The 15,340-nt window shown below is 33.3% G+C and carries 14 protein-coding genes; 4 read left to right on the top strand and 10 right to left on the bottom strand.

Annotated features, from left to right (window positions below; genetic code table 11):
- Nucleotides 1-41: 41 nt before the first annotated feature.
- Nucleotides 42-3,776: a metallophosphoesterase gene (locus tag IRZ99_RS09545; protein ID WP_194657058.1), complete on the bottom strand. Its 3,735-nt coding sequence runs from the start codon at nt 3,774-3,776 to the stop codon at nt 42-44.
- A 26-nt stretch (nt 3,777-3,802) separates the two neighbouring features.
- On the opposite strand from IRZ99_RS09545, the gene IRZ99_RS09540 reads away from it, so the two are divergent.
- Nucleotides 3,803-4,981 (top strand): Pycsar system effector family protein, encoded by a 1,179-nt coding sequence (locus IRZ99_RS09540; RefSeq protein ID WP_194657057.1) that lies wholly within the window; start codon nt 3,803-3,805, stop codon nt 4,979-4,981.
- A gap of 98 nt (nt 4,982-5,079) precedes the next feature.
- Nucleotides 5,080-5,319, top strand: coding sequence for a hypothetical protein (locus IRZ99_RS09535; protein ID WP_194657056.1), 240 nt, complete (start codon nt 5,080-5,082; stop codon nt 5,317-5,319).
- A 166-nt stretch (nt 5,320-5,485) separates the two neighbouring features.
- Here IRZ99_RS09535 and IRZ99_RS09530 read toward each other — a convergent pair whose 3' ends face one another.
- Nucleotides 5,486-7,852, bottom strand: a complete 2,367-nt coding sequence (locus IRZ99_RS09530; RefSeq protein ID WP_194657055.1) for a GAF domain-containing protein — start codon at nt 7,850-7,852, stop codon at nt 5,486-5,488.
- 227 nt (nt 7,853-8,079) lie between these two features.
- Here IRZ99_RS09530 and IRZ99_RS09525 point away from each other — a divergent pair, with 227 nt between their 5' ends.
- Both IRZ99_RS09525 and IRZ99_RS09520 read left to right on the top strand, forming a co-directional pair.
- Nucleotides 8,080-8,832: a glucose 1-dehydrogenase gene (locus IRZ99_RS09525; protein WP_194657054.1), complete on the top strand. Its 753-nt coding sequence runs from the start codon at nt 8,080-8,082 to the stop codon at nt 8,830-8,832.
- 72 nt (nt 8,833-8,904) lie between these two features.
- Nucleotides 8,905-9,486 carry a TetR/AcrR family transcriptional regulator gene (locus IRZ99_RS09520; protein ID WP_194657053.1) on the top strand — a complete coding sequence of 194 codons (582 nt, stop codon included), beginning with the start codon at nt 8,905-8,907 and terminating at the stop codon, nt 9,484-9,486.
- A 93-nt stretch (nt 9,487-9,579) separates the two neighbouring features.
- Here IRZ99_RS09520 and IRZ99_RS09515 read toward each other — a convergent pair whose 3' ends face one another.
- The 8 genes from IRZ99_RS09515 to IRZ99_RS09480 all read right to left on the bottom strand — a co-directional run bounded on the left by IRZ99_RS09515 (nt 9,580) and on the right by IRZ99_RS09480 (nt 15,332).
- Nucleotides 9,580-10,638, bottom strand: a complete 1,059-nt coding sequence (locus tag IRZ99_RS09515) for a nucleoid-associated protein (protein WP_026984812.1) — start codon at nt 10,636-10,638, stop codon at nt 9,580-9,582.
- A gap of 43 nt (nt 10,639-10,681) precedes the next feature.
- Nucleotides 10,682-11,041, bottom strand: a complete 360-nt coding sequence (locus IRZ99_RS09510; RefSeq protein ID WP_194657052.1) for a four helix bundle protein — start codon at nt 11,039-11,041, stop codon at nt 10,682-10,684.
- Between the two features lie 113 nt (nt 11,042-11,154).
- Nucleotides 11,155-11,694, bottom strand: a complete 540-nt coding sequence (locus IRZ99_RS09505; protein WP_194657051.1) for a hypothetical protein — start codon at nt 11,692-11,694, stop codon at nt 11,155-11,157.
- 96 nt (nt 11,695-11,790) lie between these two features.
- Nucleotides 11,791-12,390, bottom strand: coding sequence for an HPP family protein (locus IRZ99_RS09500; RefSeq protein WP_194657050.1), 600 nt, complete (start codon nt 12,388-12,390; stop codon nt 11,791-11,793).
- A 5-nt stretch (nt 12,391-12,395) separates the two neighbouring features.
- Nucleotides 12,396-13,673 carry a chloride channel protein gene (locus IRZ99_RS09495; protein ID WP_194657049.1) on the bottom strand — a complete coding sequence of 426 codons (1,278 nt, stop codon included), beginning with the start codon at nt 13,671-13,673 and terminating at the stop codon, nt 12,396-12,398.
- Between the two features lie 229 nt (nt 13,674-13,902).
- Nucleotides 13,903-14,292, bottom strand: a complete 390-nt coding sequence (locus tag IRZ99_RS09490) for a VOC family protein (protein ID WP_194657048.1) — start codon at nt 14,290-14,292, stop codon at nt 13,903-13,905.
- Nucleotides 14,293-14,295: 3 nt separating this feature from the next.
- Entirely contained in the window at nt 14,296-14,868 is a 573-nt protein-coding gene (locus IRZ99_RS09485) for a sugar O-acetyltransferase (protein WP_194657047.1), read from the bottom strand.
- Between the two features lie 8 nt (nt 14,869-14,876).
- The gene (locus IRZ99_RS09480; protein WP_194657046.1) at nt 14,877-15,332 is read right to left on the bottom strand and encodes a YciI family protein; all 456 of its coding nucleotides are present in this window, start codon (nt 15,330-15,332) and stop codon (nt 14,877-14,879) included.
- Nucleotides 15,333-15,340 lie beyond the last annotated feature (8 nt).

Raw genomic sequence — 15,340 nt, 5'->3', positions numbered from 1 at the left:
AAATCTTTGTTACTTTGAGCCTTTGCAACTTTGAACCTTTCCTAAAAACTATATGCCGCACCAAAAATAACTCTTCCCACTTCGTCAGGAGATTGGAAATAAGAAATTCTTGCTGTAATCACATTGATGGCATTTAACCAAAGTCCACCTCCGTAATCCTGATGCCATTTTTTAGAGTCTTCACCGTCAAGCCAAATTCTTCCATAATCAAAACCGCCTAAAATACCATAGGTTAAAGGAGCAACAGTACGCTGGATTTTACCAATAGTAAGTCTTAAATCAGAACTCTGAGAGAAATACGAATTTCCTAAAAAGCGTTCATTTCTATAACCACGCAAATCGGTGTCTCCACCTAAAGCAGCACCTTGATAAAATTCGTAATTGTTGTTTAAGATGGCTTTTCCTTTTAAGATAGTAGCTAAAACTAACTTTCCATTTTTGTCTATTTTATGTGTAAATCCAAGAATACTTTCCAGTGTAGGGAAATTTTGTTTAGTTTCGTTTAAGTTTGCTGTCCAGGTGGCTGCAAACATAAAGGCCATTCCTAAAGTAGGTTTTGCAGCAAAATCAGCATTTTTAAAAAGATATTTTACTTTTAATCCTCCATAATTCTGACTGTCGAAAACAGCCGGATTAACTATATTCGGAGTATCGATATATCTATTTTCTGTTTCTTCAACCGTCATTCTCTGATAAATAGGTTGCACGCTAAACTCGCTGCCATAACGCCCCACGTGTCTGATTGCGCCAGAAACATTAAATTTTCTGATGCGAACACGGTTGTAATCCAATCCAAGTTCATCATCATTATTTACAGTCTCATTTCCATACCCAAAATAGTTCATCGCAAAGTTTGGTGTAGTATATAGTGATTCAACATCAATAACCCACTTACCTAATAAACCTGGGAAATGAGCAGCATAATTAAACTCTAAACCGCCAGTAGCAAAATAGTAAAAGGCATTAAAAATATGTCTTTGTGTGTACGGATTTTGTTTAAAATTATTTACAGTATAATTTACATTAATACCAACTTTTACACCGTCATCAGGGTTGTAACCAATATTTGGAAGACCTGAAATTACATTATATTTTGGTTTTTCATAATTGTATAAATTCACATCATAATCATCTGTAAGTTCCGTTTTTGTTTTGGAATCCAGGTTATAAGTGTTTTCTTTTGATTTGAAATCGTAAACAATAACTTTTGTTCCGTTTTCGATATTGTATGTATCGTTGTTTTGACCACCAATCAAACGGATTTTTATATCAGATTTTTGTTTTCCGGTAACCTGAAAAACATCAGCATCATCTAAGCCGTAAATCCATAGATTTTCAGTTTTGTCATCTTTTACTGTTTTAGTATAAATCAATTCATCGCCTTCTTTCTTCATTCTGTAAACCTGAATTTCAATACTTTTTCTGGCGTTATGATTTAAAACAAATTTGTCTTTTTTATCTGTCCCTGCAATCATTACCGTTTTATTAAGAACATCTGAGTATTCCGAAGCATATTTTTGAAGCTCTTTTTTTCTGCTTTTTAGCTTTTGTTTGATGTCTTCAATCGTTCCGTCCTGAACTTCTTTAGGTAAATTTTTAAAGGCGTTATCTATGTCGCTGTCTGATAAATTTTCCTGAATGTATTTAGCCTGGTCAATCCAGTCTTTTTTTTCTGCGGTTTTTAAGAAAGCTAAATCTAATGGATAAGGTTCTCTATTAAGCCATTTTACATTGTCAATTTTGCTTTTAAAAGTTCGCATATGGCGAATCGCCGGAACGTTCATTAAGATTGAAAGTAATGTTCCGTCGTATTTAGGAAAAGCCTGATCACGATCGCGTGGAATAGCTTTGTAAACTACTTTATCGCCAATTTTGTGTTCTGCCCAACGCCATTGATCACTATGTCTGTCCCAATCGCCAATAAGCATATCAAATAAACGGACTTTCATATATTCTTTTTCATCTACTGAATATTTTTCGTCTTTATGGAGATTGGCCATCATATCATCTGTACTAATAATGTTAATTGGTTTTCCAAAGTTCTTTCCATCAAGATGATTGTCTGCTGGTCTTTCTTCAACCATGTACAATTGATCTCCAAAATTCGAATTAAATTCCTTTAAACCTTCCTGTTTTGGAATATAATATAAAACCGGATTTGTATGCAGAAGTCCCAATTGATCAGACAAACTTGCAATTGCAAAAGGCGTGTAGGGGTGTGTTGTAGTGTAAAAATCTAAAAGAAAATCTTCAGCATAGGTTTGTTCAAAATCGTTTACAACATATTGATCTTTAAAAGCAACAGACTGCAAAAACACAGTGGCGCTTTTTTTCATCGCACGCATTACATATTCTCTTCCTTTTGGATCAGACATTCTTAACGAAACAGATTGATGTCCCCCGCCTTCGCGAATAGGTTTTAAACCGCCCTTCAGCGTGTCTAAAGTAGCGGTTCTGGCTTCAATAGGCATACTGTAATATTTTCTGTAATGCTGACCGAATAAAAATTTGTGAAAGATGCCTTTATCAGTCATCTTAGTCGAATAAATAGAAGTGGTTACTGTTGGCGGAAATTTATTCGGAACATTTGCAGCCCAATTTATCTCTTTGGCTTTTATAATTTCACGCTCAAAAAGCATTTTTTCGTGATTATTTTCGTTTCCAAAGAAATTTACTTTCGCATCACCGCTTTTAAATAAAGTCAGGGTTGCATATCCATTTCCACCATATGAAAAATCAGTTGGATTGACAGCTCTTGCTGCTTCAGATTTAGATCCTGCACCGCTAATAATCTGCGTGATGTTTTCGTTATTGATATATTGCAAATTATGATCATGTCCTGAAACTACGATAACATTTTTTTGGCCTTGTAATAATGTTTTTATTCGCTTGGCATAAACGATATATTGTTTGTTTTGAAGATCCTGCGGGCTTACTCCGGAAGTCTTTCGAAGTAAATTAATAAAAGAACCAATTACTGGCAGTGGAATTTTTTTCTCCAAAGGGAATAATTGTTTTTCCCACGAATATTGTCCACCGTGTGATCCATTGCTTAATAATGGATGATGAATCGCCAGAATAACCGTTTTCTCCTGATTTTTATTTAAAATGCTTTCAAGCTCTTCAAAAAAAGCTTCACGGGTTTTAATATCACAATTGTCGTTTATTGTTGGGTGATTGTCCCAATCTTCCAGAAACCATTCACTGTCAATGGTAACTAGTGTCGCGGTACTGTCAATTTTTACATCTTCTATCGGACAACTTTTTCGGGGAAGAAATGCTTTTTTATCATTAAGATATTTGGTCACAAAATCAGACTGATTTTCTAAACCTTTTATGCCACTGTACCAATCATGATTTCCCGGAATTATAATGGTTTTTCCTTTAAATCCCTTGGTTAATTTTAATTGATTGGTAAGTTTGGTTTCGGCTAAAGCCTTTTGTGAATCATTTTTATCCGCAGGAAAACCTTTCGGATAAATATTATCTCCCAGAAAAACCAAAGTCGATTTCTTATTGGCTTTCTTTAGTTTTTCGTGTAATAGTTCTAAGGTTTGCTGTGCTTGCTCTTCATCGGCATTTCCTGCATCACCAACTAAAAAAAAGGTGTGGGCAATTTTTATAGTATCTGTTGCGTTCTCCGTTTCGTTAGCACTTATATTTTTACCATATTGAGCTTTATGTGTCGCACAGGCATTTAATAAAAGCAGTAGAGTTATTACAAAAGAATACGTTTTAATCTTCGTAATAAAATGGTTATACAAAAACAATTTCATAATTTAGTGGTATAAAAATATTCTCAATGAATCTTATAGAACAATCCGAAGATTTCGTCAGTAATTTACTCAAAGATAAACTTTCTAATTTATATTCTTATCATAATCTCAATCATACTTTAACAGTTGTAAGTGCTGTAAAAGAGTTGTGCAAAAAAGAAGAAGTAAAAGGAGAAGAAAAAGAACTTTTGCTTGTGGCAGCCTGGTTTCATGATACTGGATACATTGTAGGTTTTGAAAATCATGAAAAGGAGAGTGTAAAAATTGCAACTGCTTTTTTGAAAGAGAAAGACCAATCTGATGATTTTATCGAAAAAGTTTCTAAACTTATTTTAGCAACAGTTAAAGAATATATTCCGAAAACGCTTTTAGAAAAAATTATAAAAGATGCCGATTATGCACATCTTATGGGCACTGAGTATGAGATTACCTGCGAATTACTACGCTTGGAGCTAAAAAATGCTTTTAATATTTCGTATTCAAATGCAGATTGGGCGAAAGAAAATTTGAGTTTTTTAATGAACAAGCATCGTTTTTATACTGATTTTGCATTGAAAAAATGGCAGCCCCTTAAAGAAAGAAACATACTTTTGGTTCAGAAAAGAATTGAAAAACAAGAACAGAAAGAGGCTGATAAAATTGAAGAAGAAAATAAAAAGAAAGATAAAGTCGAGAAACCTGATCGCGGCGTTGATACTTTATTCCGCGTAACTTTGGGAAATCATACTCGATTAAGTGGTATTGCTGACAGTAAAGCGAATATTTTGCTGTCCGTAAATGCCATTATAATTTCGATTGCACTTTCGTCTATTATTCCGAAGCTAGATAGCCCGAAAAATGCGCATTTGGTGATTCCGACTTTCATCATGCTGATTTCGAGTGTTATTACAATTATTTTTGCGATTCTTTCGACGCGACCAAAAGTAACTTCCGGATTTTTTACACGTGATGATGTTGAGGCCAAAAAAGTGAACTTAATGTTTTTTGGGAATTTCTACAAAATGCCATTGGTAGAATACGATTGGGCCATGAACGAAATGATGAAAGATCGTGATTATCTGTATTCAACCATGATCAAAGATTTGTACTATCTCGGATTGGTTTTGCAGCGAAAATACAACCTATTGCGAATTGCCTACAATATTTTTATGGTTGGACTAATCGTAACGGTAATCTCGTTTGTGATTGCTTTTAAATCAATTTAATTTTAAACTCCTAGAAGCATAGATATTGAAAACTGGAAAAGGCAGGCACTTGTCCAGCAAATAATTAGCAACTATTGTAGAAACATACACCGACAATAATGGGGAAAATTAGGATTACAAAAGACAATATCAAAAAATGGCCGAAGTTTGAAGCGTTACTTAATGACGGGAAGATAAAGTTCGATTCAACTGGACGACTTAGATATTTACATGGTGCTCCTGTTGGTGACTTAATTCAAGCTAAAATTGACAAAAATGGGCTTCCAATCTTTCACGAAAATACAGAAGAATGGTTCGACCCGGAAAGTCAAAAAGCAAAAGAATTTGTTTGGGAATAGAACTTAAACGATTAATTATTAAATCCGATTTTTATATATGACGTTTTGTTGCTAGCAGATAGTAAAATCAATTTAATTCCAAACCCACTGTAATCATAGAATGCTATCAATGACTTGAATTAAAATTTTAGACAGAATATAATATCCAAAAAAAAGCTCAACTAAATTAGTTGAGCTCATCTAATAAATCCTGATAGGTAATTTTTTTTGCAGGACTTGCAGTATTGTTAATGACTTTGACACGTATTGCTCTCAAGCCCGAAACACCCTGAAGATCTTCAACTTCAAATTGTTCGATAGCGGGTTCCAGAATTTTTTTGTGCTGTAGATATTTGATGTATTTCAAATACTCCGTTTCTTCGTTATTCTGAGAATAAACAATTGTAATTTTTTCTTTTTCTGTAATTCGTTCTTGTGTGCCTTTGATATTTGCCTTGTCAATTCGTTTTTTCACGACTTCATATCTGGCATTATAAGTGCCGTCAACATCAAAACGTTTTTCATCCATTCTGAAACGAATCGAAAGCGGTGCACTGAAAACCAAAATTAAAGAAGTTACATCCAATTCATATGGAAGCGATTCTTTAAGTTGATGATGCTCCAGTTCCATTTCGCATAAAGTCTGCAACTGCCACAAACGTAAATTGTGCAGATACATAATATCAAAAGGTTTTGTTGGCGAAATAGACGCTCCAATGTATAAATTATGCTCGACACCATCGGTTTTAAAACGCTCGTAATAATGCGGATAAATTTGCTGTGCGTCCAATTGTTTTCTATCTAGAACAGAAGCTAGTTTCTTGTTTATAATAGACATTGCATTATCAAACTTCTTTCTCTCCTGATAAAACAGACCTGTTTTTTCATCCAGGTTTTCAAAATACAATTCTTCTAATTTTTCGTTTTTAGCAGAACCTTTTGTGTTTTTTAAAATCGGGTGAATTTCTTCTTCAATATATCTTTGAATATGTTGCTCTGTATCTGCTTTTAACGGAAAATCCAATTCGTTTCGAAGCGATTCCAACTCAAATTTTCTTTGTTCCAAAAGAACCAGATTGGTATTTGGTTTCTGATTATCAAAAATTTCTAAAAGGGTACTCAGCTGACTTTTTAAATCTCTTTTTACCGTTTCATTTCGATGCTCAGATGAACCTTTAATATCAATTTGACCATACAAAGGGTATACATTTTTGAAGACAATTTCCTTAAAAATATAATCTTTTGTAGGATTATTATTTTGGAAATAATTCTGAGATTCTTTTCTGAATTTCCAATAAACACTAGGGTGTATCGTAGTATATTCACGTTGAATGATCGCTTCAATCTGGTGTTGCATATCCGTATTATAACGATCAATAGTATCTGTTAAATAGGGAAGGACCAATTCCAGTTTTTGAGCATTTACACTATTTAAAGCTCTTGAATTTGAAGAAACCAATTCTAAAACGCCCAATAAATGATCGTCTTTAATTACCGGTGCAAAAATACAGCTTTGAATATTTTGACTTAGCAAATGTTCTCCCAATTTTCTATTTGGAGATTCTGCTATGAATTTGTTTACATTCGAAATAACAAACGGCTCTTTATTATTTAATAGATTTTCAAAAGAACAACCAAAGAAAGCATTTTTACAATCAATTTCCTGATCGTGTGAAAGTAAAAAACTCTTCAACTGACTTTCTAATTTTGCAGGTTTGACAAATTTTTCTTCTTCAGGATTGTATATAATGAAACCTACTTTTAGATCAGGAATTTTAAATATTGATCTGAAAATATTAGCTACAACTTCGTCAGTTGTAACAGATTCTCTATCTTTTTTCAATAAATTACTTTTCAAATTAGAGATAGAACTTTCTGTAGTGGCATCAAACAAAGAAACAATTCCGAAACCTTTTAATATCCAGCTTCCTTTCGGAAATTTAGATTTCCAAAGTTCAATATCATCGTAATTGTCAATTAAGTTATCAATATCATCCTGAGTTAATTGAATTGCATTTTCTGTTGGAGTAATTTCCATAAAATCTGCATTGTACAAAATGCGATAATGTTTTTCGATACCTTCTTCATCTGGAATGTCATAGAAAAAAGGTCTGTTGAAATCGATGTGTTGTTTGTAATAACTACTAAGAATTAAACAACAGTTGTTGATATAGAACTGATGATCGTCAAAATCACGAATTTCCATATAAAATTCATCACCGGCATTACGCAGGATTTTTTTAAAACGCTCGGTATAATTAAAAGATATATTTTGAAAAGGAATCGTAACTGCTTTTATTTCATTTTGAGTTAAAGCTGTTGGAAATAGATCAGCTAAAATATATTTAATTAAACCTTCATTATTTTTAATTATAGAATAATCCTCAATTCCTGTTCTCAACTCAGGTATTGATTCTATTTGTTTTAGTATGGCCTTAGCATAGTTTGCACGATAATCGATATCTGAGGAAGCAATTTCTTCAAAAGATTCGATTAATTTATGAAAAGAAATGATCGTTTTAAAAGGACTTTCGTTATGTAAATGAATATCCATCTTTTTTGTTTTTAGGCTACAAAATTAAGCATAAATTAAGAATGTTTTGCATTTTATAATTTCTTTCGTTTATGGTTCGATAGATAAAGTGCCTGTGTTTATTGGTATTTTTTACGAGGTTAATTATTTTAACTAAATATTAACATTAATAATAACGGAACGATCGTTCCGTTATTATACCTTTGTACCATAATAATTGAATAATCAATAACTTAAAACAAATAAAAATGAAAAATTTAGAAAACAAAGTTGCAATAGTAACTGGAGGAAACAGCGGAATTGGATATGCAGCAGCAGCTGAATTAGTTGCTAAAGGTGCAAAAGTAATTGTGACAGGAAGAAATAAAGAAGCTTTGGTAAAAGCAGAACAAGAATTGAATGTGACAGGAATTGTTTCAGATCAATCAGACCTGAAATCTATTGACTCATTAGTAGAAGAAGTAAAAGCAAAATTCGGAAAAATCGACATTCTGTTTTTAAATGCTGGTATTGCATCTTTTGCGCCAGTTGAGTCTGCTTCAGAAGAACATTATGACAGTATTATGAATGTCAATGTTAAAGGAGTTTATTTTACAGTTCAAAAAGTATTACCAATATTAAACGATGGAGGTTCTATTATTTTTAATACTTCTATAAACGCTCATGTTGGTATGCCAAATTCAAGTGTTTACGCTTCAAGTAAAGCAGCAGTTTTATCTTTAAATAAAGTTTTTGCTACCGAATTAGCACCAAGAAAAATTAGAGTAAACGCCGTTTCACCTGGTCCTGTTGAAACTCCTCTTTATGGAAAATTAGGTTTAGAAAAAGAACAAGTAGAGGGATTTGGAGCCGTTTTAGGAGAGAAAATTTTATTGAAACGTTTTGGACAGGCTTCTGAAATTGCTAAGACTGTTGGATTCCTTGCTTCTGATGATGCATCCTTTATTACAGGATCAGAAATTGTAGTTGATGGTGGTCTTACTGTTAACGCTGTAGTCTAATTTTTTTGCAGAAATTCAGGAATGATTGTTCCGTATTTTTGTATCTTTGTAAAGTAATTTAATTTTGAAGTCATGGCTAGAACAAAAGAATTTAATGAAGATCAGGCTTTAGACAAAGCGATTGAAATATTTTGGCACAAAGGTTACAACGGAACGTCGGCGCAGGATTTAGTAGCACATTTAGGTTTAAGCCGTTCTAGTTTGTACGATACTTTTGGCGATAAGCAAAAGCTATTTAGCCAGTCTCTGCAACGTTATCAAAAACAATCGCAGGATCAGGTTATAAAACTTTTAGACGAATCTCAGAATATCAAAGAAACGCTACATGATCTTTTTAAACAAGCTGTTATAGAAAGTTTGGAAGACCGAATTACAAAAGGTTGTTTTATGGTAAATTCTTCTGTAGAGCTTGCCATGCATGATGAAGAAATAGCAAAAATTGTTAAAAATAACAGCCAGGTCATGGAGGAAGTGTTTACAAAAGTAGTTCAAAAAGGGCAGGAGGCAGGACATATTTCCAAAGCTAATGAGGCCAGGGTATTAGCCCGATTTATTTTTAATAATTATTCAGGAATTCGTGTTTTGGCCAGAACTGGAGAAAGAGATAAGCAAGTGTATGATGATATAGTAAAAGCGCTGTTTTCTATCTTGTAAAATCTGAAGCTACCTAAATAAAAAAACGGCAGATACAATTTGTATCTGCCGTTTTCTTTTGTAGTAAGTAAGTAATAGAAAATGAATGACTTCTTAGCTTTTTTCTTCTTTATTGAAATACACTAAGTAGTAATACATTTGTTTTTCTTCATCCCAGCCTTTTTCAACAAATTTCTCTGCGCTTTCAGGATTGATGAAATCCATTTTAATCTGAATATGGGTATCCAGGTTAATAACGTTTTTAATCGATTTTCTGGCGTCAGAAACTGCTGCATTGGCAATAGGGAATGAGGTTACATCTTCGATGCTGTATTTTTCTCCTTTATCAACTTTATAGTTTTTAAATTCAGGAATTAAGTCAGGATTGTCTAATACTTCATTCAGGAAATTTTGTTCTTCAAACTGATCGTTTTTAGCGAAATAATTCACAGATCGGTTCATAAACATTACTTCCTCTTTCTTGTCTTCTGCTGGTAAAACAACGTCTTTTGCGAAGTTTTGGCAGAATTTTAAATATTTTTTAGTGATGAAGTTTTCATCTTCAAAAGCATCAACAGATAAAAAGTGCTCTAACCAGTAACGCGCATCATAACGGTTACTATCAACAGTCAGAATTTTATATCCTTCTTCTTTTTTATAGTTGAAAATCAAACATCCTTTATCTAATTTACTCAGGTTGATACCTTGCTGTAAAATCATTTCCAGGTTGCTGTCTTTTTCTTCAAATTGTAAAAAGTCAGCTTGTAACTCACTTTTAAAAATCCCGATAGCATCTACAACATTATTGTCGATACTTAAATTCGTTAAGTACGTTACATAAACCTCTCCGTTTTTTATATGCGGATGATTTGATTGCTCAAATAAATGTGTTGTAATTTTTTTTGAGATCTCTTGTAAATTCCCCGGATTAGTAAAAATCTCAGTTGCATATTTAAACATGTCGTTGTAATCCAAATCGACTTCATGCGCAAACTGATAATAGTTTTCTTCTTTCTCTCTAAAAGGTTTAAAAAAGTACTCTTTTATCAAAGGCACAATTTCATCATTCAAATTAAAAGGCTGTTCCGATAAAAAAATCGCTTCGTTTCTGCTTTTGTTTCCTACGCGGTGTATCGCAAGCGTCTCGATGTGGGTGTTGAAAAGGTTGATCATATTTTTTAGGTTCAGAGTTGCAGAGGTTCAAAGGGGCAAAGGTTTATTTTCGGTCTTTTATTTTTCTGATAAAAGCACTTAACATTCGCTCTATTTCCCTGCTTTCTCCATTTGTCTTATTAAATTGAATTTGATTAATATATTTTAGATTATATGAAATTTCAAGTTGTGTTTGTATTTCAAACAGTGATGAAATAGAGATGTTTAAAAATCGTAAATAATCACTATTTCCATCTCTTCCGTAACCTTCTGCTATATTACTTGGTATTGATATTGCACTTCTTCGAATTTGTGAAGATAGCCCATAAATTTCTTCTTTAGGAAATGAATTTGTTATTTGGTAAATTTCAGTTACCAGGTTCATTGATTTTTGCCAGATTAAAAGGTCTCGAAAAGTTTTCATATTTGCTATTTAAAAAATTAAACACAAAAATAAAAATATTCCTACATTTTAAATCAAAGATTTAAAACAAAAACCTCTGACCCTTTGAGCCTCTGTAACTTTGAACCTTTCTCCTAATTCCAGTTTTCCTCAAACCCATAATCCTCAAAGCTGTCATCGCCTTCGAACATATCTAAGTCGTCTTCGTCAAGATCGTCTTCAAATTCCCCGTAGATGTCGTCGTGCATATCGGCTTCGAAGGTTTTTTCTGTAGCTTCATCCGGCATTTCTCCGTGAGAGAATAATGTTTCAGGATAAATGGCACCAGCAGATTCTTCATCAATAGCAGCCAATTCGACTAAGAAAGTCCACATACTGATAAAATCATATACGTAGATGATTTTGGTATTTTCTTTATCTAAAATAGACGATAAAGGATAATCGTTCATGGTTCTTTGTTCACCAGGAACATCGCCAGTATCAAAAAGTGGAATTTCATCTTCCTGGTTCCAAGTTTCATCGCAAGTATAAAATGAAGCAACTTCCGTTCCGTCAAAACCAAAAGCGTTGAAGATCGCATTGTGTAAATCTTCAAGCGTATCATCTTCAAGAATTGCAATGTCTCTAAAAATATCTTCTTCGGCGTCTAGAATTACTCTAAATTTATAAACCATAATCTTTGTTTTTATTGAAAGGTCAAAGGTAAAATATAATTAATGATTTACGAATTAGGAATTGTGATTTGTTGAAAAGATTTTAATTGGTAAAATCTATTTACCTGATAAGCGTTTTCTAATCTTATGATAATGTTTATGATAAGTGCTGTGACTAGGGTAAGTTCTGCTCGAAGTCATATTATTAAAAACCAGAGCGGTCAGAAATAGAATTAAACACCCAACTAAAACGGGAGAAAACACATACATATAACCCAAAGCTTTTATTTTATCAGAACCAATAACAGCGATAAGTGCCGTTGCGCCTCCTGGTGGATGTAGTGTTTTAGTAATCTGCATACAGATAATAGCAAATGAAACAGCTAAAGGAGCGGCAATCCAAATAACATCCGGAGCCATTTTATGAACGGTAACACCAATGAAGGCGGAAATAACATGACCACCAATTAAATTTCGAGGCTGTGAAAACGGACTTTGAATGATTCCGTAAACCAAAACACTCGACGCGCCAAAAGAACCAATTAAGTAAACCGCATCATTTCCTGAAAAATGTATGGATTGGATATAAGCCAGAATTCCGATGCCGACAAATGATCCTAAAAAAGACCAAAAGTGTTCTTTATAATCTACTAAAGTTTCCTTGTAAAGAATGTAACGCGTTTTGCGATATCCTCTTTTTATTTTTTGAACTGGCATTTTTTTTATTTTAATAAACTCGGAGAGTAGGTGTAAACCGTATGTGGATAAATCATTTTTGCTGTGTATTTAGAAATCAGACAAACTACTAAAATTGGTAAAAACAAAGTGTAATCATTTGTCAAGCCGCAAACTAAAAATATGGCCGTAAAAGGCGCATGAATACTAGCACTTAAAACGGCCGCCATTCCGATAATCATGAAGTTAACGGGAAGCACATTTACATGGAAAAAGGTATTTAAAATAGAGGCTAATAATAATCCTAAAAAGGCTCCAATAAATAAGCTGGGAGCAAATACACCACCATCACCCCCTGACGCTAATGTAATTGAAGTTACAATTGGTTTTAAAAGTAAAATTCCAATAAAAGTTAAAGCTAAAGTAAATGTCATTATTTGATTTGGAGCAATGAAACTGGTTTTAATAGCATGATATCCTTCTCCGTATAATTGAGGAAAAATAAACAGTGAAATACTTAAAATAGCTGATCCTAAAATGATTTTATAATAATGAGTATCGATTTTTCCGAATTGAGATTTAAAAAACAAAACGCATTTTGTTAGGTAAACCGAATTCATTCCTGCTACAATTCCCAAAAGGATAAAATACGGAATCGCTTTTAAATGCCAGGTTGTAATGGAAACGGCAAACAAAGGTTCTTCTTTTAAAATAGTAAGTAATCCAAAAGCAATTGAAACCGCAATGACATTTGAAATGATAAAAGCACGAGTCACTTTTCTGGAGATAACTTCTAGGGCAAATAAAATTCCGGCAATCGGGCTGCTGAATAAAGCGGTAACTCCCGCTGCAACACCCGCACAGATTAATTCGGTTTTATATTGACGAAAAACATTTTCTTTTTGTTGTGCTACAGAACCAATGGTGGCTGTAGCAACCACGGTAGAAACTTCGATTCCCGTTGAACCTCCAAAAATAACCGTTAATAATCCGTTTATAAAGTGCGATGGAATTTTATAGGAAGGAAGGTTTTTTGAAGTTGATTTGGTACTTTCGAAAACCTCTTTAATGCCTTTGTTTTCTTTCTTTTTGAAAAGATATTGTCTCAGAAAATAAATTACAGATAAACCGAAAACAGGAAAAATGATATAGAAAATCGGATTTACCGAGACTTCATGAAAGAAGATCTCTTCGTAATATTCGGTAATTTTTTTAAGTGAGATTCCGAGAAAGGCAGAAAGAAAGCCAATTAAAACAGAAACAATAACTAATTTTCGGAATTTAATAAATTGATGATTTTTCTTGATTTGCGCCGTTTTGTTCATCAGAAGTAAATTTGTAAACCGCAATATTTTTATGCAGATTACAAAATTAGAGATCAAAATTGGTTTTTACTAAAAAATACTCAGTATAATATGTTAAAATTGAGAATATAAGAAAAATCTTTCAGTGTGCTTTTCTTGGAATATCGCTTATTTAGGTACAAAGTTACAAAGTGCCAAAGTTTTTTCTTTGTACCTATGAACCTATGTGCCTTTGAACCTTAAAAAAAGATTACCTCTCATAAAACTCAATCGGCAATAAATCAGGATCGGCAATAAACGTAAATCGCTTATCGGTAGTTTCATCAATTCTTATAGGCTCTGATTCTATATTCTTTGAATCCAAAAAAGCGATAGTTTCTTCTAAATTAATTACTTCAAAAGCCAAATGTCTTAAACCAACAGCTTCCGGTCTTGACGGACGTTTTGGTGGATTTGGAAACGAGAATAGTTCAACTACATAAGTACCATTCAAAGCCAAATCCAATTTATAAGACTGACGTTCTTCTCTGTAGATTTCTCTAATAATAGTTAAGCCCAGAACCTCTGTATAAAAAGTTTTAGATTTTTGATAATCGGAGCATAAAATGGCAATATGATGAACTTTATTTAAGGTAAGCATTATTTATTTTGATTCAGGTTCTTGATTTAATTTTCTAATAATTTTCGCTGGATTTCCAACGGCTAACGAGTTGTCCGGAATATCTTTTGTTACGACAGATCCCGCACCAATAACACAGCCTTTTCCGATAGTTACACCCGGACAAATTACGGAGTTTCCGCCAATCCAGCAATCATCTCCTATCGAAATAGGCAAAGCATTTTCTAACGTTTTTCTTAATTCGGCGTCAAGCGGATGGGTTGCTGTATAAATTTGAACATTTGGTGCAATAAAGACATTGGATCCAATAGTTATAGGCGCGCAGTCTAAAACGACACAATTGACATTGAAATAAACGTTGTCGCCGCAAACAATATTGTATCCGTAATCACAATGAAAAGGTGGTTCTATATAAAAACTCTTTCCTGTATTCGGAATTAATTCGGCCAGGATTTCTTTGGCTTTTTTGGTCAAACGATATTCGGTTACGTTCAGGCGATGCAATAAATTTTTGGCTTTTCGACGTTCTTTTACTAAAACAGGATCACCCGCAATGTAATATTCTCCCGAGATCATTTTTTCTTTTTCTGTTTTCATATAGTAATCTACATTTTTTTCTTAGATATTTTCTCGTGAATTTTTACAGTTTCCTGCAAAGCCGCTGTCGCATACCAAGGCGTTAATTCGGCTTCGAGTAATTTTGCCTGTATCGCCGGGTCCGTTGCAACAAGTGTTTGTGCTTCTTCAACAGTTTCAACATTAAAAATGTAAATGCCTCTGTAATTTCGGTCGTTTTTCATAAAAGGTCCGGCAACAACCAATTTTCCTTCTTTGGCTAGTTTGTTGATATTCGTCATATGACCTTCAAACAATTTTTTAGTTTCTTCTTTTGAAGCCGTTTTATTAGTTCCGGATTTCAAGAGACAGAAAACGTATTTCTTCATTCCGTATTCATCAGCGTTTAAAGATTTTGCCAAACTTTCGTCGAATTTCATTTCTGTTTCCTGTGAAAATCCCTCACAGCAAAACAAAAGAAATAGAATTAGTATAGATTTTTTCATCTTCAGCG

The sequence above is a fragment of the Flavobacterium sp. LC2016-12 genome (assembly GCF_015351595.1).
Classification (GTDB): Bacteria; Bacteroidota; Bacteroidia; order Flavobacteriales; family Flavobacteriaceae; genus Flavobacterium.
This window is presented reverse-complemented; position numbering and strand designations above follow the sequence as displayed.

Coding starts and splice junctions, on each gene's coding strand:
- IRZ99_RS09545 (WP_194657058.1), bottom strand. CDS start 3,776: ATGAAATTGTTTTTGTATAACCATTTTATTACGAAGATTAAAACGTAT.
- IRZ99_RS09540 (WP_194657057.1), top strand. CDS start 3,803: ATGAATCTTATAGAACAATCCGAAGATTTCGTCAGTAATTTACTCAAA.
- IRZ99_RS09535 (WP_194657056.1), top strand. CDS start 5,080: ATGGGGAAAATTAGGATTACAAAAGACAATATCAAAAAATGGCCGAAG.
- IRZ99_RS09530 (WP_194657055.1), bottom strand. CDS start 7,852: ATGGATATTCATTTACATAACGAAAGTCCTTTTAAAACGATCATTTCT.
- IRZ99_RS09525 (WP_194657054.1), top strand. CDS start 8,080: ATGAAAAATTTAGAAAACAAAGTTGCAATAGTAACTGGAGGAAACAGC.
- IRZ99_RS09520 (WP_194657053.1), top strand. CDS start 8,905: ATGGCTAGAACAAAAGAATTTAATGAAGATCAGGCTTTAGACAAAGCG.
- IRZ99_RS09515 (WP_026984812.1), bottom strand. CDS start 10,638: ATGATCAACCTTTTCAACACCCACATCGAGACGCTTGCGATACACCGC.
- IRZ99_RS09510 (WP_194657052.1), bottom strand. CDS start 11,041: ATGAAAACTTTTCGAGACCTTTTAATCTGGCAAAAATCAATGAACCTG.
- IRZ99_RS09505 (WP_194657051.1), bottom strand. CDS start 11,694: ATGGTTTATAAATTTAGAGTAATTCTAGACGCCGAAGAAGATATTTTT.
- IRZ99_RS09500 (WP_194657050.1), bottom strand. CDS start 12,390: ATGCCAGTTCAAAAAATAAAAAGAGGATATCGCAAAACGCGTTACATT.
- IRZ99_RS09495 (WP_194657049.1), bottom strand. CDS start 13,673: ATGAACAAAACGGCGCAAATCAAGAAAAATCATCAATTTATTAAATTC.
- IRZ99_RS09490 (WP_194657048.1), bottom strand. CDS start 14,292: ATGCTTACCTTAAATAAAGTTCATCATATTGCCATTTTATGCTCCGAT.
- IRZ99_RS09485 (WP_194657047.1), bottom strand. CDS start 14,868: ATGAAAACAGAAAAAGAAAAAATGATCTCGGGAGAATATTACATTGCG.
- IRZ99_RS09480 (WP_194657046.1), bottom strand. CDS start 15,332: ATGAAAAAATCTATACTAATTCTATTTCTTTTGTTTTGCTGTGAGGGA.